Origin of the sequence: Moorena sp. SIOASIH (assembly GCF_010671925.1) — a bacterium.
Taxonomy (GTDB): domain Bacteria; phylum Cyanobacteriota; class Cyanobacteriia; order Cyanobacteriales; family Coleofasciculaceae; genus Moorena.
The window spans coordinates 626,999-647,668 of the sequence record NZ_JAAHIH010000002.1; the positions used below are offsets into that span (position 1 = coordinate 626,999).

Sequence of the window (20,670 nt, forward strand, 5' to 3'; positions counted from 1 at the left end):
TTTGCTATATTTCTTAGAAGGTGGCGCTTTGCCACTGCGAGCCTTCATCCCCGGGCTAAAGCGACGGAGTTTTCGTTTTATAAACCATAATTCATAATTCAGACTTCAAATAGCGCTCAAACCATAGTCCAGCACCAATAATACCTAGCCCACAGAGGAATAAGACTATGGATTTGACTAATAAACCAGTATCGTACTCCAGCATCCGGGTCAAAATTTGCAGCGTCAGTAGCACCATGCCACCCCAGAATAAACCTCGTTTCCCCTCTGCTAGTCCGGCGCGGATTAAACCGATGTCGATTAGGAATAAAAGCAGATTGAAGATGAATACCGCTATGATCGGTAGAATACCAATACGGAGATGCCAATAGGTAACTAGGGCACTGATCACAATCATAATAGCCACAACCTTAGTTGTTGAGTCCATTCGACGTAACAGTCTGCTCCATGCCCAGATCGTTAAGCTACCTAAAATGACACTATCAATCACCGCAGGGTCGAGGAGTATTGAGGTGACGTCAACTACGGGTTTTACTGATGGTGAACTATCCCATAACACGTGGAAAGACAAAAAATAAGATGATAGGCTGAGGAAGGTGATCCCAAGGGTGCGGGCTGTGCGATTAAATTCCTGGAGGTTGGGCTGGATTGTTCCCAGGAAATCCCCGTATGACCATAACCAGGCTGGTGGTAGAGCGCATGCGATCGCAGCAATCCAACCGGGATAAGGCCATAGCTCGAAGTTGATCAAGTGCCATTCCAGGGCAGCAACTACTGCGATCGCACTTAACCGAAACATCCATCGTGAACGGCACCAGTAAGCCAGGGGAATAAACACTAAACCCACAAACACTGGCATATGTTGTATGATTAGCCTTAGCCAAGACAACTCTGTGATTGCCACAAATTCTGGCTGAGACATTCCTCGCACATACCCTAACCCAATCAAGACCATTGCCAGCATCCCTAATAGGGTCAAGCGTAGGCTATAAGCCATGGCTAAGACTCCTAATCCCCAAATCAGGTATAACTGATAAAGTGGTCCACTTTGGTGGAACATTTGGGACATCAGTGCTATATTGGCTCCTAAAGTCAGGGCTCCTAAAAGTAATAAACCCTGTCCCAAACGGCAATGCCTACCTTGGGTTGGGTCTCGCCATAGATAGAAGCCAGCAATGTTGATCCCGAAGAAGACACTCAGAAGCAAGGTCACTTTCAACCACCGAGACCAGGCTTGCCAGTTGGCTGCCACAAAGGTGATCATGCCCAAGCCTAAGAGAAGACTGCCTAGAACTAGCAAAATTACGACGAATCGATTACGGGCCGCTACTTCCAGGTCACTAAATTGATAGCGTTCCGCTAATTGAGCGTATAGGCCAGCATCAATCAACCCTTCTGTTTGCCATTGTTGTGCTTCAAGACGTAACTGGTGACGAAATTTATCGGAAGGCATCACAACCTATTTTTTAGAGCTTAAGACTTTCATCTGGGAATATACAATGTTATAATCACTAACCGACTGAATGTTTGATTATGTCCATGATATGGTGTAAACATTCTGTAATAATTAGATCAGAGTAAGTAAAAAACTGTTAACTAGAATCGGAGCTAATGGTAAACCAGAGGTCAACGTGTGGGTCGTAGTAGCTCCGAACATGTGGTATATAGGAGTTTTGATTTTACTGCATCCGTCTGTTCAGTTGAGGTTGGTAAGGTACGTCAGAAGATTGTCTAGACGTGGGAAGTGTTCGTCGCTCAAATTTGTCCTTATCCACCCTAGTGACTGGTGTCAACAATTTTTTCCTTTTTTTTGTTATAGCCCGGAGGTATCTCTAAATGTCCATTCGCCTGTACATAGGTAACTTACCTAAAGAAGAAGTAAACCGTGATGAGCTGCAAGCTATTTTTGCTGAAGCCGGTGACAACTTTACCACAAAAGTGATTAAAGATCGTAAAACTGGTAAATGTCGGGGCTTCGGCTTCGTCACGGTGGCAACGGATGAGGAGGCTGATCAATTCATTGAAAAGTTCAATGGTCATATGTTCAAGGATACTGCCTTGAAAATTGAAAAAGCTCTGCCACGATCCAAGAATCAAGAGAAAGAACCATCTAAGGAGAAAGAAAAACCCAATCAAGCATCAACCTCATCTACCAGCAACAATCCTCCCCCTCGCCGTAACAACAAGAGTAAGTCTAATAAGCGTAAGCATCAACAGACTACATCTGACCCCGCTGGAATTCAACCCGATCCCCGTTGGGCTAATGAATTGGCAAAGCTGAAAGAAATGTTATCGGCTCAAACTACTAACTCTTAATTTTGAGTGAGATTAGCCCTACGCCATACCCGTCAGGGAGGCGTGGGCTTATTGCTCTGTAAAGCTTCAGGCTTTCGACGCAATTTTTTAATAAAAGATCTAATCACCAAGCGCCTGGGTTATACCAGTCTGCTGATAGTACTACTTTAATATCGATATCTGACTCATTCTGCCAGACAGAGAGTCTTTTTTTTTTTTGGTTCATGATCAGTGCCAAATCCCGATAGGTTTATGGTCTTTTAAGCCAGATCAGGATAGCTTACCAATACCAAACAAATTAAAGCTAACGAAACAGTAAGCTATTGAGCTTGATAGATGACTGTCAATGTTGTGTGCCCACTACCAACTACCTATTAGCTTAACCCAAGCGGATTGAAAGTCTGGCAACCTCAAGTAATTTTGCATCCTCTGTTACCCGATCGATTTACAATTGTCAGTTGTGAACTAAAACTTACGTTTTAACCACTGACCACTAATCACTAACCACGAACGTTGTTATGAGTGCAGAAATTGACCCCATTAAGCTAATGAAACAGGAAGTTGGCAAAGCAGCTGCCAAGCGGGTGCAGTCGGGAATGATTGTGGGGCTAGGCACTGGTTCAACGACTGCCTATGCAATTCAGTTTTTAGGCGATCGCTTAAACTCTGGAGAGATTAAGGATATTGTAGGCATCCCCACCTCTTTCCAGGCAGAAGTGTTGGCGAAACAGTACGGCATTCCCTTGACTACCCTTGATGCGGTGGATCACATAGATGTAGCGATTGATGGTGCTGATGAAGTTGATCCCCAGAAAAATTTGATTAAGGGGGGTGGCGCTGCCCACACCCGTGAGAAAATTGTAGATTCCCTGGCCAAACAATTTATTGTAGTGGTGGATAGCACTAAAATAGTTGACAACTTGGGGTCTACCTTCCTATTACCTGTAGAAGTTATCCCGATGGCAATCACACCAGTTATGAATGCCATTGAAAAGCTAGGGGGTAAACCGGAACTCCGCATGGGGGTCAAAAAAGCTGGACCAGTGATTACGGATCAGGGAAATATGGTCGTTGATGTCAAATTTGACGCCATTGATAACCCAGCTGAGCTAGAGAAAACTATCAATAATATTCCTGGTGTCCTGGAAAATGGTTTATTTGTTGGGGTTACCGATCTGGTTCTAGTTGGAGAAGTTAAGGATGGTCAGACGGTGATCCGGGAAATTTAACAGCTCCAGCGCTAGAGCTTGAAGGTGCCGTGGGATTCTTGCTTGATAGAAATATTCTTGATAGAAATACTCAGGTATTTCCCCCAAGCCAAGGCAATTAAGTGTATCTCCCACGGCTTGATTAATTTTCCAGCTAGAGAATAGTTGATTAGACTTTGTCGAGCTTAGCCACCAGCGGCAAAGGTGAGCATGATCACTGCTGAAAGCAACATACCAGGACTTAGTAACAGAACTAACATCAAAAAATCATGGGATTCCATAATCGTAAACTCTCCTAACTGCTTCTTTACTAAGTTAACCTGCTACAAAGGCTAATCCCGGAAAATCAAGAATTTATCAAGAATTCGTCAGCGGTCAGCGGTCAGCGGTCAGCGGTCAGCGGTCAGCGGTCAGCTTCAAAAAAACCCTTGTTCGCACAGCGTGGCACAGGCTTTGGCCTTTGGCCACGCTGTGCGAACGACGCTGTGATCTAGCGTATAAGCTGATAGCTGATAACTAATATAGCAATCCTAAATGAATTGTGAGAATTTTGTTCCCTGTTCCCTACTCCCTACTCACTACTCCCTGTTCCCTGTTCCCTGTTCCCTGTTCCCTTTGGTATAGTTTATAACTTACCTTTACTTTTGCTTTATTACCGATTTTAGCTATTAGCTAAACTTGTTACTATTCTAACTCTTTAATTGTCAATATTTATTAAATTTTTTATAAATTATTCTGATTTTTTTGATTTTCCACTTGACAACAATCCCAACCAATGTTTATAATATAAACATGCCAAAAAGAGCCGCGCTTTGCGGGTGTCAACGACAAGCGCGGCTCTTTCCCAAACTACAGTTTAGGTAATTCTATAATAATGCCAAAAAAACGATTCGTTCATCATCCCATCGATTATCACGAAGCGATGGAGCGTCTTGAGCAGCTTGGACAACAGAGGGAGCCAAGGGAAGAAAATCTCTATCCCTATCCCATCACGGAGCGAGAGCAAATCCTAATCCTACTGTACAGTTACTGCCAATTGGGTATGACACCCCAACGGTTTTACCAAAAGTGGGACTTGACTCGCGAAGATATGGCTTTGATCTGCTCTTGTTCCGTTCAAACGGTTAACGGCTGGTTTTCCACCAGTCGTCGCTGTTACCCTCCGACTCCTGGTCACTTGCGCCATCTGGCGATTATGGATTTTTTGTTGGAGGATTTTGAGACTATTCCGAAGGAGTTATTGGAGCGATTATGCTTGAAGGAGGAGAGAATGTAGAATGTAGAATGTAGAATGTAGAATTTAGAATGTAGAATTTAGAATGTAGAATTTAGAATTTAGAATTCTACATTTTAAAACGATTTTGGTTTGCGATTCTCCTAGGAGAATCGCACGTAATCAAACTGCCGCGTTCGCGTAGCGTGGCCAAAGGCCAATCGCTTTCTTGTTTTTGATCTATTCAGATGATACTATAGATGAGGCTTGTCGCCCCTCCAGGAGATTCTACCAACAAATCAGGTTATAATTCCTTGTAATTTAAGTTTGAAAGCGGGAAGCACTGCTTCTCCAGATAACTCCTTGGGATTATCTATAATTTCAGTTTTTTGTCCTGAGCGATAGATTTCAACTCGTTGATTCTGAGGGTCAATTAGCCACCCCAAGCGCAAGCCATTGTCGATGTACTCTTGCATTTTTGCCCGTAGCTCCTTCAGACTGTCAGACTTTGATCGCAACTCAATTACGAAATCAGGACAGATTTTAGGGAACGTTTGTTTTTGTTCCTCGGTGAGTGCATCCCAGCGGTCACGTGATACCCAAGAGCTATCAGGGGAACGATTGGAGCCATTGGGAAGTTCAAATCCGGTAGATGAGTCAAATGCTTCACCTTTTTCTGGGTTTTCCTCATACCAATTGCCCAATTGCCTGGTAATACTAAGATTTCTTTTACCGGTTTCCCATCCTGTTGGTGGATTCACAATCAATTTACCCTCAGCAGTTCTTTCTAATCTCAGGTCTCGGTTAGCAGTGGCTAATTGTTCAAATTGTTGGTAACTGACTTTGAGGTCTAACGATGGTGGGACTATTAGCTTGAGTAGGGGATTTACTTGACTTGACATAACTGTTAATTCTTGGAATTGAGATATAACTAGGGAGCGGAAGTTGAGTAGTGGCGTGGCACACCTAAAAATGTTTGTTGGGTTGAGCGGTAGGGAAACCCAACAAAGCGTTACTGGTGTTGGGTTTCATTCTTCAACCCAACCTACGCTTATTGCACCATTAATGATGTGTCGGTCCAGTAGTGGTGCGTTAGGGACGGGCTATCCCTAATTTTCAGCCTCTTCGCCAGTTGCAACAGTCCGTCCCGTAACGCACCACCGAGTCAAATAGCTTTTAGGAGATACACGCTACTAGTTTGGGTAGATCCCCATTTGATGGTATTTACCCTGCCTAAGAGGGCACTCTAGATAATATAGGATATCAACTGTTATGGAGAACTATAAATAAAATGGCTGAATTGGAGCCCCAAGCTAAATCAATCCAATATGTCTACACATCATGGTACAGCGAAAACAAGCTTTATGTAAACCGTCGGTATCAGAGAAAGTTGGTTTGGACTTTGAAAGAAAAGCAAAAACTCATCGAGTCAATTATTAAAAAATATCCCATTCCAGCAATTTTAATTGCAGAGTTAGATAATCCTCCTGAAACTTATGAGATTATAGATGGCTTGCAAAGACTGCACAGTATTATTTCCTTCATTGAAACTGCTTTTTGTACTGAATATAAAAAGTATTTCGATCTTCAGTATTTTCCAACAGCGAAGAGTCGAGCAGATGAAGGAGCATTCGTACCGAACCCCAAAGCAAAGTCATATCTTTCTCAGAAAGAAGTTACCGCGATATTAGACTATAATCTCGCATTTTCACTAATGCGTAATGCCACAGAAACTGAAGTCAATGATGTTTTTGACAGAATTAATACATATGGGCATCGTTTAAGTGATCAAGAAAGGCGTCAGGCTGGTGTACAAAATGATTTTTCTAATATGGTCAGAGAAATTGCGTCCATCCTTCGAGGAGATCAAACTGACACTAATATTTTGACTCTGCAACAGATGCCATCTATCAGTATTGATTTACCAAAGACAAAACAGAATTATACTGTTCAGGCTGATGATGTATTTTGGGTCAAACAAGGTATTCTGAGGTCAACTGATTTGCGAGATAGCATGGATGAACAATGTATCGCGGATATAGCTGCCTGCATTGTAGGTGGAAAAATGATTGACCGCTCAAAGGAAGCTCTTGATAAAATTTATGAACAAGGAAGCAATGAATCAGAAAGAATTTTGGATGCTCTTAAAGTATATGACATTAAACGATTTACCAAGGAATTTCAATACTGTGTTAATGAAATTATTACGATTTGCAATAAAGGAAAATCTGAAAAGCTAAGAGATATTGTTTTTGGAAAGAAAGCAAGTAATGCTTTTCCATCTTTTTTTGCTATTATTATGATTGCATTTCATGAATTAATTGTTAAAGAAAGCAAAGATATAACTGATTATTCAGGTATCAGAAAAGCAATTTATAACCTGGCTAAAAAAATAGGCATAAACCGCAAGGCTAAAGCTGAGGATCGCCGTAATAATGTAGACCAAGTTAAAGTATTAATTAGAGATTTTTTTACTGAAAAAGAAAATAAAAAAAAGATTTATAATACTCCTTCAATAATTGATATTGAATCTATCTTGAATAGAGCAGAAAGCGAGCTACCTAACCATGAACTAAAACCGGGACTTCTTTCACTTGAAAATCATCGATATATTGATGAAAAGCTTATTGAAAATGTGATCAAAACAATCTGTGCAATCGCGAACAATGGTCTAGACAAAACTGGAAAAATAATTATTGGAGTGACTGATAAAAAGACCGATGCGGATCGAATTAAAGAGCTGGATAATATAGAGTGTAGACAGATTGGAAAGTGGTTTGTCCCTGGTGTAAATCGAGAAGCTAAATTCCTACGTATATCAGAAGAAGACTACTTTTCAATATGGACAAATGCAATCAAAAATTCTGATTTATCTCCATCACTTAGGGACTCAGTGCTATCACATCTGGGTTTCCCTTCATGGGATGGCTTACGTCTTATCCTTATTAAGATTTTGCCCCAGAAGGAACTGTCATATGTTGGAGAAGAACTATACTGGCGTAATGGTGATGCCACTGAACTAGCAAGCAATGCCAAACAGATTGTTATGTTGGGGAACCGCTTTTAAGACTTAGATAGATTTAGGGGCGACATGGGCTCTAAAAAGCTTACTATATTTTGAGGCTAATCAGCTATGGCTTGATACAGTCGAGAATTTATTTGTGTCCTAAGTCACAAATTTTCTCGACGATCTCTTGCCCAAGATGCCACATCATCCTCCGACCAAGGGAGTGGCGGACTAGTGCTATAGTCAATAAAAGACTCGTAGCCTAACTCCTCATACAGCTGATCCACCAATGTCTGTAATTGTACCATTGGTTCGGTATCCCCAGGAAGAAGGGGAAGCCGAAAAGAAGGAATGCGATCGCATAAATTAAAAAGGTACAAGTCAGCCGTGGGACGGGTATTAGAACGACTGACTAATATCCGATAATGACTCGGATTACTGCTGTTAGAAACAGGCAGGGGTTCTCCATCTCGCAACAGGTCAATTTCTACCAAATGAGTCATACTCTCGAATATCTGCTGCCGTTTGGCTTCGTATTTCTGACGCCCTTCTCCTCGTTTATTGGCAGGGGAGATAACTTCAATCGCTGTCACGACTTCCTTAGTGGCTACATCTTTAACCTCGATGTAGGATTGTCTAATTTCTTCTCGTAAAGGAACAGCTACCTTAATCGGTTGAACTGACGCTTCAGATACCGCAACTGCTGTAGCCATTGCAGCTGAAGCATCTCGGCTTTGTTGAACCGTAACATCGGGTCTACCAATGGCAATCTTGGTTGAGCCAGCAATCTTATAAACCCATTTATCCGTGACTACCCGATATTTAGGTAGCAGTTTGGGAATTAATGCTCTAGCCAAAGCCGCCACCAATTGGTTGTGGAAATCCGACCAATATTCCGGTTGTTCAAGGTAGGGATTCATCCCTGGAAATGGGTTAGTCATATAGCATTTTGATTTGAGTTGTAAACATACTTCCTTAGAGCTGATTCGTAAACTCGCACTAAACCTTGTAGGATAAGGCTTGCGCTAAAATAGAACAATTGAACTATTTAATACCGAAAAGACAATCATAGCAAGGCTTTCAGACTTCTTAAGATTTACTTTACGAATCAGCTCTAAGGGGGCCTTGCCTAGGCTGTTTATATGAGTCTTTTTAGGGGGAGATCGTTCACACCAGGATTAAGCTTTGCTCACGCTTTGCGATCGGCGAAGCCGCGCCAAAGGCGATCGCGTACGGCGATAACGCCCAGAATGGATATCTAGCAAGAGATGCAATGTATCATACTATCAGACAAAAAGTGCATGAAGTTTAAGCTATGGCCATCGCACAAAGTGAACAGCCTACCCCACACCCCACACCCCACACCCCACACCCCAGGCCTTGCCCCAAACCAACTATCAGCTGATATGGCTGAGAAAAGTACCGAGTAAATTCCAGAATCTTTTCCCTAGCCAAGCTGATAACACTCCACAGTAAATGGAGAAGCCTATGCTTAAAAGCATTATTGTATTCAAAGATATCTCTACATGCCAAATCCATCGATAGATAGACATGATAGCGATGCCCCCCAGTAATCCGGCAGCCGCACCTGCTGCCGCCTGAGTTAATACTTGTTTTGCAGTACGTTGAGTCGTTTCTGTTTCCATAACTAGAGGCTCCTCGTTACTATCGTTAGCAATTTTGCACGGGACACACAGCAGTGTGCCCCCAATCTCAATCTATTCAATTAATTCACCTTGGATGCAATCAATTCCTGACCCCCTTGATAAAGTGTTAGTCCGTTAACCGTTTCATCTGCTGAGAAATTGAATTGAATCGTGATATCTGCAACCTGAGCCAAGAATTTAGCAGAGAGTCTTTCACAAAAGACCAATCGATGTGTTATAGTCAAAATACTGACTTTCAAAGCCGAAAATGCTGGAAAGTTGGTCAAACATTATTAAACAAAAGACCAAAAAAACAGAGCGGCAGGGCAGTCCGTTCTTAAAGCCCAGCGCCTCCTAAGCAATAGCTGGATTGGCTGGGAAGCCCACACTGAACTCAAAGAGTCAGTGTGGGAGCTGTCACTTTCTGAAACAGGGTAAAGGGTAAACGCTTCCTGCCCTGTGGCTTGGGCGAGTAGTTGTTGTTCCTCGACTCGAATAGCGATCTGCATATTAGGGAATAATTGGTAGGTTCCCACATAGGGCTTATAAATTGCTGGGTCAAGTTCAACAATCTCAGGCTTACTGGATTAATTAACTGTGACAGTGTCAATATCAACAGTTAATTTTTCTAGTTGAGCCTGTACCTCTGAAGACATCTCGGCCTGGTAACGTCCGCCTAAATGTTCAGCTAAAAACTTCTCTAATGCAGCTGTCATGGCCAGCGAGTTGATCTCCTTACGGAAACCATGGCCTTCATCGGGGGCAATCAGATATTCCACTGGTCGGCCTAAATCTCGCAATGCGGCCACAATTTGGTCTGACTCCGCTTGCTTAACCCGGGGATCGTTGGCTCCCTGAATTACCATTAGTGGGGCCTGAATTTGGTCGGCGGAAAACAGGGGTGACTGGGCTTCTAGACGGGTGCGATCCCTCGGATCATCCGGATCTCCCAGCCGCAAAGCAAAGGTAGCCTTGATCGACTCCCAATAGGGAGGAATTGACTTGAGCAAGGTAATCAGATTCGATGGCCCCACATCGGATACGCCAACGGCATAGATATCTGGTGTAAATGCCAAACCAGCTAGGGTGGCATAGCCTCCATAGGAGCCACCAAAAATTCCCACACGCTCCGGATCGGCAATCCCTGCATCAATCAGATACTGCACGCCATCGGTCAGGTCATGCTGCATCGCACCCGTGCCCCATTCGTTGTTACCGGCATTGAGAAAGGCTTTACCATAGCCAGTAGACCCTCGAAAGTTGGGTTGGAGAACGGCGTAACCGCGATTAGCGAGAAACTGGGTAAACGGCCTGTACCCCCACATATCTCGTCCCCAAGGTCCACCGTGGGGCATGACAATCACCGGTAGGTTCACTGGGTCTACCCCCTGGGGCAGGGTCAGATAGGCTGGAATCTCTAGACCATCACGGGCTGTATAGCGGATCGGCTGCATGGTGGCCAAATGTTCGTTGGGGAGCTCTGGCCGATCATCGTAGAGTTTTTCCAGGGTTTGAGTACTACGATCAAATAGATAAGTAGACCCGGGATTCACATCGCTCCGGGTTCCAATCAAGGCAAAGCGATCATCCTGGGTAAGGGATTGCAACACAATATCAACGTCGGGCAGCTGTTGCTGAAGAAAGGCTAGATCAGCCACTATCTTGTCGTTTTGAGGATAGATGCGGATGCGATCGCCAACATAGGAGGTAGCAATCAACTCATCAGTCGCTTCTGAAAACACTGCACCGCCAAAATCCACCTGGTTTTCAGGATCAACTTCCACCACCTGACTCTCTTGGCTCTCAAGATCGAGCAGCTCTAACTGGATTAAATTCCTATCCCGATTGCTGATCAGATACACCCGTTGGCCATCTTTATGAAAGCGAATGGGAACACAGGTTTCTTCAATTCGACAGGTGTAAACAGGTGTTAATCCGTCTTTTTGCACCGCCAGAATCTCATGCCCCCCTTCCAGGGTTTGGCGATAGCCGATGCGCACATTACCGTCTAAATCGGTTGTCCAGAGGGCAATATTCTCGTCATTTTGAATCAGCAGCGTCCGCTCGCCTGTTGTCAAATCCAAACGATAGACATCATGAAACTGGGGATTGCGCTCGTTAAGACCGATAATGATGTGGTTGGGAGTCCGTTTAGGAACGCTATAGATCATGGCCGTAATCCCCTCTACAGGGGTTAAATCGCGGGTTACCGGGCTAGTCTCACCTAAAGATTTAGCTTCAACCGCATAAATGTGAAAATTCTCATTGCCCCCTTTATCCTGGCCGTAGAGAATGTAACGACCATCGGCGCTCCAAAAGTAAATCATGATCGGGCTTTCAGCATCAGCGGTGACTGGGCGGGCAGCCTCCATCGGTTCATCGATGCCCTTTACCCACACATTGATCACGCCGTTTAGAGGTTTTTGAAAGGCCAGAAACTGACCGTCGAGGGAAAGCTGGGCACCCGTAATCTCTGGATCGCCAAAGAATAGTTCCCGCTGAAGTAATGGTGGTAGAGCGGTCTGACTTTCAGCAGCGCTAGCAGTTTTTGCCGTTAGGGGCAGCGGTGGATTGCCTTGGCTAAAACCCATCAAACTAATAGACATCATCAAACCTGCATCAAATTGAAATTGTTTCATGACAAACCGTATCCTCTGAAGAGTTGCTTATGGTTCAATATTAAACGAGCCATTTCAAACTGACTATAGCGAAAAGTCATATGGATACATGACGTTTGTCATGGAAATTTATCCATAAGTTTCATAAGCTGTAGAAGCAGTTATAAGCATTGGGTAAGCTGATGTCAGCTCGGACAACTCCTCAGGTTTCTACCATTAATCCTTCAATTCCTAAAATCCTGCGCTATCTGGAATGGGCATGTTTGATCATGACCATCCTGCTATTGCTGTTTCCCGTCCTGAATAAATCATTGCCCGACGAGACCAAGGGCAGTGAGTACCTAATAAGCTTTTGTGTATTGGGAGTTTTGGCCATTCTGAGCTTTTTCTTTCCAATCCGTCGCCCCATGTGGCAGCGACGAGTCTATATCTTTGCCGAAATTTCCTGTGTGTTGCTGACAATAATCTTTAGTCATCAACGTCTCAGTCTCTTTGTTTTTCTATACTTAGCCAAAAGCTGTTTTCTGTTACGTCGTCGGGAGGTGATCATCACGGTTGTTTTAGTCGGCATTATCTTCCATGTAGGTTTAGCGTGGCGGTTAACGAATGATTTACTAACTGATCTCTCAAAACCGGCAGAGCTGCAAGCTCGCTTTGAAAAAAACCTACAAACCCTTCAAGAGACTCCCCACTTATTTATTGCGCAATTTTTTTTCAATGAGCTTGTAATCTATATTTTTCTGAGTGTGCTAATTACGCTGCTTTGTTTAACCTTGGTAGCTGAGTACAGGAGTCGTCAGCAAGCAATCGCCTTGACCAAGGAAGTTGAATTGCTAGCCGCAGATTTAGAACGCACCCGCATTGCTCGCGATATTCATGATTCGCTGGGGCATACCCTGACCTCCCTTGATGTGCAGCTAGAACTGGCACAACTACTCTACGAACGAAACTCTAATCAGCTTCAACCAGCGTTAGACACGGCCAAACTGCTGGCCAGCCAATCCGTACAAGAGGTACGTCGGGCGGTGACCACCATGCGAGAAGAGACCTTTGACCTGAATACAGCGCTGCCACAGCTGCTGGAATCTTTTACATCCAACCCATCCATAACGGTTAAAAGCAAAATAGATTTGCCCCAGCTGCCGTTACAAACCAATCATCAGCTTTACTGTGTGGTTAAGGAAGGATTGGAAAATATCCGCAAACACAGTCAAGCCCAGGTTATTCACCTCCGGGGATATGCTTCTGCTGATGCGGTTATCCTTGAACTAAAGGACGACGGTATTGGCTTTGATATTGCTAAACCCACCCAGGGTTTTGGCCTCAGGGGTATGCAGGAGAGAGTTCAGCTGATAGGTGGATCGATACAATTAGATAGCACACCGGGACAAGGCACCTGTATTCAGATTAGGATACCACGATGATTCGACTTCTATTGGCTGATGATCAACCCATCTTTCGGCAGGGACTGGCGGCACTGTTGTCCCTGGAGGATGATCTCGAGGTGGTGGGTGAAGCCAATCACGGTGAAGAGGCCATTGCCCTCACCCAGAGGTTACAGCCTGACATTATCTTAATGGATGTGCGGATGCCCATCTGTGATGGCGTGCAAGCAACCCGAGAAATCCATACCCGCTACCCCTGGATTCGGATTCTAGTCTTAACTACCTTTGACAATGATGACTATGTGTTCCAGTCTCTTCAGGCTGGGGCGTTGGGCTATTTGCTTAAAAGCACTCCAGCACCTAAGGTGGCAGCGGCCATTCGCAGTCTGCATCAGGGATACAGCCAATTAGGTCCTACCATCGCTCCAAAGGTGTTTTCTCAACTGAATAATACCCAACCTGAACGGGAAAAAACAGATTATCATGCTCAATTCAATCAGCGGGAACTAGAGATCCTGAAGCTGTTGGGACAAGGTAAAAGCAACCGAGAAATTGCAGCCGCCCTTAATCTGACCGAAGGCACGATTAAAAATCATCTAACTAATATTTTCTGTGAGTTGGATGTTCGCGATCGCACTCAGGCTGCCCTCTGGGCCCATCAGCATCTTTAATGTGCATGATATTAAACTATTTTATCACTATTTTATCTGGGAAATCATCATGGCAGAGCTTTTTTGGGAAAAACTAAACTGCAAGAACCAACCCACCGGAGGATTACCTGAGTTCGACGTAATAAAAATCGTAATTATTGCTATTTTTAGTATAGATTTTTTTAAATAAACAGCAAAATTAAATCTACATACGAAACTATTAGATAGTTATTTTTGATTTTTTGAATCGATTTTTAATCGAAAATCAATAATGTTCTATTTTATTTAAATCAGGAGAATAGGGGGCAAATAGTAAGGTGCGCGCCTAGGGAACGTCTGAGGGGGTGACAACAAGGCATTAAACTAGACATGGTATGGGGTGTGGGGTGTGGGGTGTGGGGAAAATAGAAGCGAATTTGGAGTGAGCCATTGGATAACAATCGCTCCGAAACCTGATTTAACCGTCCCGTCGCCACTCCGCCAGCTCCTGATCTTCCCCTCCTGGGAGGGGTTAGGGGTGGGTTCCCTACACCCATCACCCCACACCCCACACCCCGTAAAGCTTTTAAGGCTGTTTGTCACCCCGTCAGAGGGAACGCGCACCTGAAGTTCACAACCGGCTGATTCAACTAATTCTCGAATTTTTTATCCTCTCTTGGTGCGCGTTCCCTAGGCGTTCGCGGAGCGGCGACCTAGGAGTTGGAAACCTCGCGCCTTGTCGCACCGCTATGTAAACTAGCTTGTCTGGCTTCTTTTTAGAAATTTTTTCTAGAAACTCTTGCCTTTTTTATTCCTTTCTCGATAACCGTAAGTTTTTTTTTCGGGTATAACCGATTTTTTTTAAGGCTTTACCTATAGTGCTATCACTAATCTTTTCGTAAGCATTCAGCCGTCAGCCGTCAGCCGTCAGCCGTGAGCTAAAAGCTCACGCTACTTGAGGTGCCGTCAGCTAAAGTAACTCAGCATTATTCCAATGCTTACCTGTTGTCTTGATGCAATAGCGAGTGGGGGAAACCACGGCAGTCGCTCATGGGGGAGACCACGGCAGTCGCTCATGGGGGAAACCCCCAAGACCGCGCTGCCTCCCCTGTTCCCTTGCTGCCTCCCCTGTTCCCTTGCTGCATCGCTTATTCAAAAGCACCATCTGTAGCACCTCAAGTAGCGTGGCACAGGCTTCTAGCCTGTGAAGCATAACCTGATAGCTGATAGCTGATAGCTGATAGCTGATAGCTGATAGCTGATAGCTGATAGCTGATAGCTGAATACTTACATCTTTTCTGACCATGCTTCTGCCATTTCATTCTGAGTTGAGCTACCATGAGATTGGACAAATTACCTAAATCTCTCCAAATCAGCTATTTTCGGATTATATCCCTTTTGATAACCCTCTTTTGGCCTATAATCTCCTGTTTCATTTCTCTTTTTTAACCAGATATCAATTGTATTTCGGCTAATTTTAAATAAACGACTAGCTTGAGTTTTTCCCATGCCATCGTCGATAGCACTAATCACTTTTTTTCTTAAATCGTAACTGTAAGGAACTGGCATTTGATTAATTGATTAACAATACTTTACTTTATGACTAGTATGTACTAAGCTTTCCTTTGACTGCTATAACTATAGGATTAATAGACAAAGATAACAGGGAATAGTAGTCAAGATATCCGAGGAGTTTTTGGTGTTATGATAAAGCGATGCAGCGCTTTTGCAATTAGGCAAGAATTCCGGCGAAAATTCCCACACTTCCCGCGCCCCCGCCCCACAGTTCCCACACTTCCCACACTTCCAATCTTTTTTACAAATATTAGATGCACCTATTGCTATATAGTATAGATGCACCATTATTGTTAACCCAATTACAACAACGTCACATGGTACCTAAATCTCTCAGAAGTCTATGGGCTTTTCTGCTGAGCGCGGTTTTGATAATTCCTGCCGTGATGCTCTTCCCCGCTCCAAGCCAAGCCATGGTTAACGCTGAAAGCGAGAGCATACAAAATGTAGACAAACCCCAAGTAGCACCAATCAATGCCAATGTTCAACTAATTACTACAGCAGCGGGCAATGGAGCAGACACCTTTATCCGAGGTGGTTCCTACTCTAGTCAGAACAATGGAACAAACGGTAAATTAGTCGTCAAGCTTGATAACACCGTCTCTTATAGCCGCAAAACTTACCTCCGATTTGATCTCAGTGAGCTGAATGATGGTATTGATGATGTGAGCCTGAATTTGAGTACGATAAACCTTCCCAACACCAAAGGATCTATTGAGTTTTATGGCTTGAATGATGGAGTAGAGGAAAATTGGTCTGAAACCAAAACCACTTGGAATAACGCGCCGGGTAATGATACTTACTCTACCAATTTATTTCTCTCAAACCAAACAACTTACTTAGGGAAACTCCCTGCAGCTTCTATAGCGACAGGAGATTCTTTTAGCTTTAACTCACCTGAGTTACTAGATTTCATCAAAGGTGATACTGATGACATAGTGACTATTCTGATTAATCGTGCAGAATATAAAGCCCCAGATGCCTATATCGTTTTTGCGTCTAAAGAAAGCACTGAGTATAGCCCTCCTACACTAATGGCTACTCTGAAACCTGCTGTTCAAAGCAACCCTGAAACTGATACAGCCAATCTTTTTGAGCTTCCCGATTGTGTCAATTCCGATTGTAACTGCTCGGATTTTAAGACTCAGGAAGAGGCACAGGCTGTGTTTAACTACTTTGGGGATGATCGTTTCCGTCTAGATGGGAACAAAGATGGTCTTGCTTGCACAAGTCTGCCCCATGCCAAAGCTCCATAACCTTTAGTCCTCCACGACTTACCAATGTTCTAGATCGCTCTGATAGCACTACGCATTCAGGTGTTTGACATTAATATAAGCAGCAAAAGCTATCGCTGTTAACTTTTGCCTGTTGCCTGTTGCCAATGCCATTGCGCGTAGCGCTATATTGAAACCAATCCCAATTCTCAGCAGGAGGATTGGGTTTCGGCTCACATTCCGTATTTCAAAGTCAGTACCTAGGCACAATTAATGGGGTTGCCGACTTATGCGATCGCACCCAACTGTTTCAGAGTTGCTTTCTGTGCCTCAGTTAATCCTGTCACTCCAATGATATTCATCGCTTCGTAGAGTCTGGGAGCTCTGAGAATTTTCAGACACTTGCCCGTCTTAGTGTCCCAAAGCCTCACCGTTTGGTCTTGAGAGCCACTAGCAATAATTTGACCATCCCCACTAAAGGCAACAGAAGAGATTAGATGGGTATGTCCGGTGCAAGTGTGGCGGCATTCCCCTGTGGAAACATCCCACACCTTGACAGTTTGGTCGTGAGAGCCGCTAGCGATAGTGTTGCCATCGGGACTAAATGCCACGGAAAAGACCCAATTGTTGTGTCCGCGTAATAGTTTAGAGCATTCACCCGTACTCAAATCCCAGAGGCGTACCGTTTGGTCTGTACTACCACTGGCCAGGATATTATCTTGAGGACTGAAAGCGACTGATTTGACCCGATTACCATGTCCCTGTAACGTTTTCAAGCATTCCCCTGTGCTGACATCCCACAGCCTCACCGTTTGGTCTGTATTGCTACTCGCCAACGTTTTACCATCACTACTGAAAGCCACTGACCAGATCTGATTAGTATGTCCGTCCAAAGTGCTGACGCAGTGACCAGTACGCTGATCCCAAAGCCTCACGGTTTGGTCAGCACTGCCACTGGCTAGGGTTTTCCCATCACCACTGAAAGTGACCGAATAGATCCAATCAGTATGTCCGTGCAAAATCTTTAAGCATTTTCCCGTGTTGATATCCCACAGCCTGATGGTTTCGTCTCTACTGCTACTAGCTAAGGTTTGACCGTCACTACTAAAAGCCACTGAACACACGTGAGCAGTATGTCCGTGCAAAATACTAATACAGCGATCGCTATGATAATCCCATAGTCTGACTGTATGGTCGTTACTGCCACTAGCCAAAGTTTTACCATCAGGACTGAAAGCCACTGGAAATACCCAATCAGTATTTCCCTGCCAAGTTTTCAAGCATTGACCAGTGCCCCAATCCCAAAGTCTGACAGTTTGATCTAAACTCACACAGACTAGGGTGTTACCTTGAGGGCTAAACGCCACAGAAAAGATCTGATTAGTATGTCCATGCAAGGTTTTCAGGCAAATACCAGTGTGGTAATCCCATAGCCTTACAGTATGGTCGCCACTACCAGTAGCTAGAGTTTTGCCATCAGTGCTAAAAGCAACTGAGTAGACTCCACTACTATGTCCGGTGTGAGTACTAACACAGCTACCAGTCCTAGCATCCCAGAGTCTGACAGTGTGGTCATTACTGCCACTGGCTAGGGTTTTGCCGTCAGTGCTAAAAGCAACTGAGCGTACTCCACTGGTATGTCCAGTATAAGTTCTAACCCAACTACCAGTGCTAGCATCCCAGAGTCTGACAGTGTGGTCATCACTGCCACTGGCTAGAGTTTTGCCATCAGTACTAAAAGCCACTGATCTCACACAACCGGTATGTCCAGTAAAGGTGTTAAGGCATTGACCCGTGTCACCATCCCAAAGTCTGACAGTGTGGTCGCTACTACCACTAATCAGGGTATTACCTTGAGGATTAAAAGCAACTGAGAACACTTCATCAGTATGTCCAGTAAAAGTTTGCAAGCAGGTGCCATCAGTGACTTGCCATAACTTGACGGTATGGTCAGCACTACCACTGGCTAAGGTTTTACCATCCCGACTAAACGCAACAGAGCGTACCCAATTAGTGTGACCCTCACAGATTACCAGTAGTTTACCAGTTTGCACATGCCATAGGCGAATCTGAAAATCTGTATCACAGATTGCCAACATTTTCCCATCTGGACTAAATGCTGCCGATAACATATTTCCGAGGGTTTCAGTAAACACTGAGCCAGCCAAGTCACAGCCAGCGAAATTGACATTGTGTAATGTCAGTCCCTGTAGGTTGGCTTGCCAAACTGTCAGACCAGAAAAGTCATAGCCGTTTAAATCAATCTGTAATTGACTAAGTAAATTAATAGTATTACCACTGACATATCCCATCTGGAGAGTAGATTTTTTAACCCCAGGAGTCGGGGAGCGCAGCATTGAGATGATTTCTAGGAGATGATTTTCCAGCTGTTTTGTAGAACCAAAACTAGAGAGTAATTTCTCAATAATCGGTTCTAGAATCAGACAGACTTGAGCATCCCGAACATAGTCAGGGGCGCTGGCTTTGACTAGGGCGTGAGTGCGGAAGATAGCGATATTTTGACTAATAATCTCTTCAGGAATCTGCTCGATGAGTCGATTAATCATGTATTCCATGACTACAGGTTGTTGGGTAAACCCAGTCAAGGTTTTCTCAATCAATGACCGCCGTTGTAGAGACCCTACAGCTTCTAAAATATCCGTAGCGCATAGGTAGCAGACAAAGTCTTCTTGCAGTTCTTCAAGAGAAATGGGTTCCCGATTGATAGCTAGCCAGTACATCAGTTCCTTTTCTGTAGGGGTAAGGCGCTGAAAGTGCCGATCTAGCAAATCCCGAATATCATCAAAAATGAATGAGCCTTCCTTTAAAAAATCCAGAAACTCAGCAATATTGCTATCAAAAAAGTCTCTGACTGCACAGGCTACCATCTTTAAGGCTAAAGGATTTCCGGCATAACGCTCAATTAGGGTCATCCATTGGGTGTCATCGCCAATAAAATGTCCCTTTTCCTTAAAGATTTCCTGTCCATGGATTTCTGGTAAACCTTTGAGTGGGAAGCAGCGAACGGGTAAGGCTTCCCCCTCCAGAAGGGTCAAGTCTTGAGGTGGCTCCCGGGAGGTCATCACTAGGCAGCTGTTGTGGGAGGTTTCCCCAATAGTTCTCAGCAGCTCACCGTATCCAGCATATCCCTCTCGATAGCCACCGGTGCGAGAACCACTTTCCAGAATCGATTCGGTATTATCAAGAACCAGCAGGCAACGCGCCGCCTGTAAATACTGAATCAATCGCAAAATTTTGCCATCCACAGACGAAGGTAAATTCGTTTCCTGCTGCACAGACAGAAATTGAATCATGTCTGCCAGGACTTCCTCTAGGGGAGGAGCATTGCGTAGACTGCGCCACATCACAAACTCAAATTTATCCTGTAGCAGATGGGCTAACTTCACAGCCAAGGTGGTTTTGCCAATTCCCCCCATCCCTAGAAGTGCTACCAGGCAGCAGTTGTCCTGTAGAATCCATTCCTGTAGAGTATTCAGTTCCTGCATCCGACCGTAGAAACTCCTCGGTTCTGGAGCTCCACCCCAATCAAGATGTCCAATTCCAGCCAGAGCAGTTGTCGATAGCGCTGTTAGCTCCATCTGATCTATCTCAAACTGGTCTATCTCAATCTCATCCGGCTCAACTACCTTTTCCCAATCAACGCCTACAGCACTACAAATGGCCATGAAGGTGTCAGTACGAATTGACTGTCTCCCCCAAAATCGGCTTAAGGTTGCCCTAGAGGTAAATGCACTGGTACACCAAGCTACCGCTGTTTTGTTCCATCTTTTCTGACGTCTAGCTTGGTCTACTAATTTAAGTCCTGATTCAGATGCTCGCACCGAATTCATCATAACTCCACTCTCTTGCTTTGCTTAGT

The 20,670-nt window shown here is 44.3% G+C and carries 15 protein-coding genes and 2 pseudogenes; 8 read left to right on the plus strand and 9 right to left on the minus strand.

The window, feature by feature from the left end; translation table 11 throughout:
- Positions 1 to 91: 91 nt before the first annotated feature.
- The gene (locus tag F6J90_RS10495; RefSeq protein WP_293092752.1) at positions 92 to 1,453 is read right to left on the minus strand and encodes a DUF2157 domain-containing protein; all 1,362 of its coding nucleotides are present in this window, start codon (positions 1,451 to 1,453) and stop codon (positions 92 to 94) included.
- Between the two features lie 383 nt (positions 1,454 to 1,836).
- Between F6J90_RS10495 and F6J90_RS10500 the strand changes: the two genes are divergently transcribed.
- From F6J90_RS10500 to F6J90_RS10510, 3 genes are all read left to right on the plus strand, one after another.
- The gene (locus F6J90_RS10500) at positions 1,837 to 2,316 is read left to right on the plus strand and encodes an RNA-binding protein (protein ID WP_293092754.1); all 480 of its coding nucleotides are present in this window, start codon (positions 1,837 to 1,839) and stop codon (positions 2,314 to 2,316) included.
- Positions 2,317 to 2,813: 497 nt separating this feature from the next.
- A complete protein-coding gene (gene rpiA / locus F6J90_RS10505; protein WP_293092756.1) occupies positions 2,814 to 3,524 on the plus strand; it encodes a ribose-5-phosphate isomerase RpiA in 711 nt (236 codons plus the stop codon).
- An 853-nt stretch (positions 3,525 to 4,377) separates the two neighbouring features.
- Complete coding sequence (locus tag F6J90_RS10510) at positions 4,378 to 4,779, plus strand: hypothetical protein (protein ID WP_293092758.1); 402 nt, start codon at positions 4,378 to 4,380, stop codon at positions 4,777 to 4,779.
- 236 nt (positions 4,780 to 5,015) lie between these two features.
- Here F6J90_RS10510 and F6J90_RS10515 read toward each other — a convergent pair whose 3' ends face one another.
- Entirely contained in the window at positions 5,016 to 5,618 is a 603-nt protein-coding gene (locus F6J90_RS10515; RefSeq protein WP_293092760.1) for a Uma2 family endonuclease, read from the minus strand.
- Positions 5,619 to 6,007: 389 nt separating this feature from the next.
- Between F6J90_RS10515 and F6J90_RS10520 the strand changes: the two genes are divergently transcribed.
- Positions 6,008 to 7,783, plus strand: a complete 1,776-nt coding sequence (locus F6J90_RS10520) for a DUF262 domain-containing protein (protein WP_070392500.1) — start codon at positions 6,008 to 6,010, stop codon at positions 7,781 to 7,783.
- A 104-nt stretch (positions 7,784 to 7,887) separates the two neighbouring features.
- Here the strand turns inward: F6J90_RS10520 and F6J90_RS10525 are convergent, their stop codons facing one another.
- The 4 genes from F6J90_RS10525 to F6J90_RS10540 all read right to left on the minus strand — a co-directional run bounded on the left by F6J90_RS10525 (position 7,888) and on the right by F6J90_RS10540 (position 12,008).
- Positions 7,888 to 8,664, minus strand: a complete 777-nt coding sequence (locus F6J90_RS10525) for a DUF4058 family protein (protein ID WP_293092762.1) — start codon at positions 8,662 to 8,664, stop codon at positions 7,888 to 7,890.
- Between the two features lie 456 nt (positions 8,665 to 9,120).
- Positions 9,121 to 9,369 carry a hypothetical protein gene (locus F6J90_RS10530; protein ID WP_293092764.1) on the minus strand — a complete coding sequence of 83 codons (249 nt, stop codon included), beginning with the start codon at positions 9,367 to 9,369 and terminating at the stop codon, positions 9,121 to 9,123.
- Positions 9,370 to 9,662: 293 nt separating this feature from the next.
- Positions 9,663 to 9,905 carry a hypothetical protein gene (locus tag F6J90_RS10535; protein WP_293092766.1) on the minus strand — a complete coding sequence of 81 codons (243 nt, stop codon included), beginning with the start codon at positions 9,903 to 9,905 and terminating at the stop codon, positions 9,663 to 9,665.
- A gap of 51 nt (positions 9,906 to 9,956) precedes the next feature.
- Positions 9,957 to 12,008, minus strand: coding sequence for an alpha/beta fold hydrolase (locus F6J90_RS10540; RefSeq protein WP_293092768.1), 2,052 nt, complete (start codon positions 12,006 to 12,008; stop codon positions 9,957 to 9,959).
- Positions 12,009 to 12,169: 161 nt separating this feature from the next.
- On the opposite strand from F6J90_RS10540, the gene F6J90_RS10545 reads away from it, so the two are divergent.
- Positions 12,170 to 13,411 carry a sensor histidine kinase gene (locus F6J90_RS10545; protein ID WP_293092770.1) on the plus strand — a complete coding sequence of 414 codons (1,242 nt, stop codon included), beginning with the start codon at positions 12,170 to 12,172 and terminating at the stop codon, positions 13,409 to 13,411.
- Positions 13,408 to 14,043, plus strand: coding sequence for a response regulator transcription factor (locus tag F6J90_RS10550; protein WP_293022604.1), 636 nt, complete (start codon positions 13,408 to 13,410; stop codon positions 14,041 to 14,043). Before F6J90_RS10545 ends, F6J90_RS10550 begins: the two co-directional genes overlap by 4 nt.
- 706 nt (positions 14,044 to 14,749) lie before the next feature.
- Here F6J90_RS10550 and F6J90_RS10555 read toward each other — a convergent pair.
- Positions 14,750 to 14,899 (minus strand): annotated as a pseudogene (locus F6J90_RS10555) (IS630 family transposase); the annotation flags it as partial.
- 127 nt (positions 14,900 to 15,026) lie between these two features.
- Here F6J90_RS10555 and F6J90_RS10560 point away from each other — a divergent pair.
- Positions 15,027 to 15,209, plus strand: coding sequence for a hypothetical protein (locus tag F6J90_RS10560; protein ID WP_293092772.1), 183 nt, complete (start codon positions 15,027 to 15,029; stop codon positions 15,207 to 15,209).
- Positions 15,210 to 15,291: 82 nt separating this feature from the next.
- Here the strand turns inward: F6J90_RS10560 and F6J90_RS10565 are convergent.
- Positions 15,292 to 15,570 (minus strand): annotated as a pseudogene (locus F6J90_RS10565) (IS630 transposase-related protein); the annotation flags it as partial.
- 374 nt (positions 15,571 to 15,944) lie between these two features.
- Here F6J90_RS10565 and F6J90_RS10570 point away from each other — a divergent pair.
- The gene (locus F6J90_RS10570; RefSeq protein WP_293092774.1) at positions 15,945 to 16,832 is read left to right on the plus strand and encodes a DNRLRE domain-containing protein; all 888 of its coding nucleotides are present in this window, start codon (positions 15,945 to 15,947) and stop codon (positions 16,830 to 16,832) included.
- 245 nt (positions 16,833 to 17,077) lie between these two features.
- On the opposite strand, the gene F6J90_RS10575 is transcribed toward F6J90_RS10570, so the two are convergent.
- Positions 17,078 to 20,644 carry an NB-ARC domain-containing protein gene (locus F6J90_RS10575; RefSeq protein ID WP_293092776.1) on the minus strand — a complete coding sequence of 1,189 codons (3,567 nt, stop codon included), beginning with the start codon at positions 20,642 to 20,644 and terminating at the stop codon, positions 17,078 to 17,080.
- Positions 20,645 to 20,670: the final 26 nt, after the last annotated feature.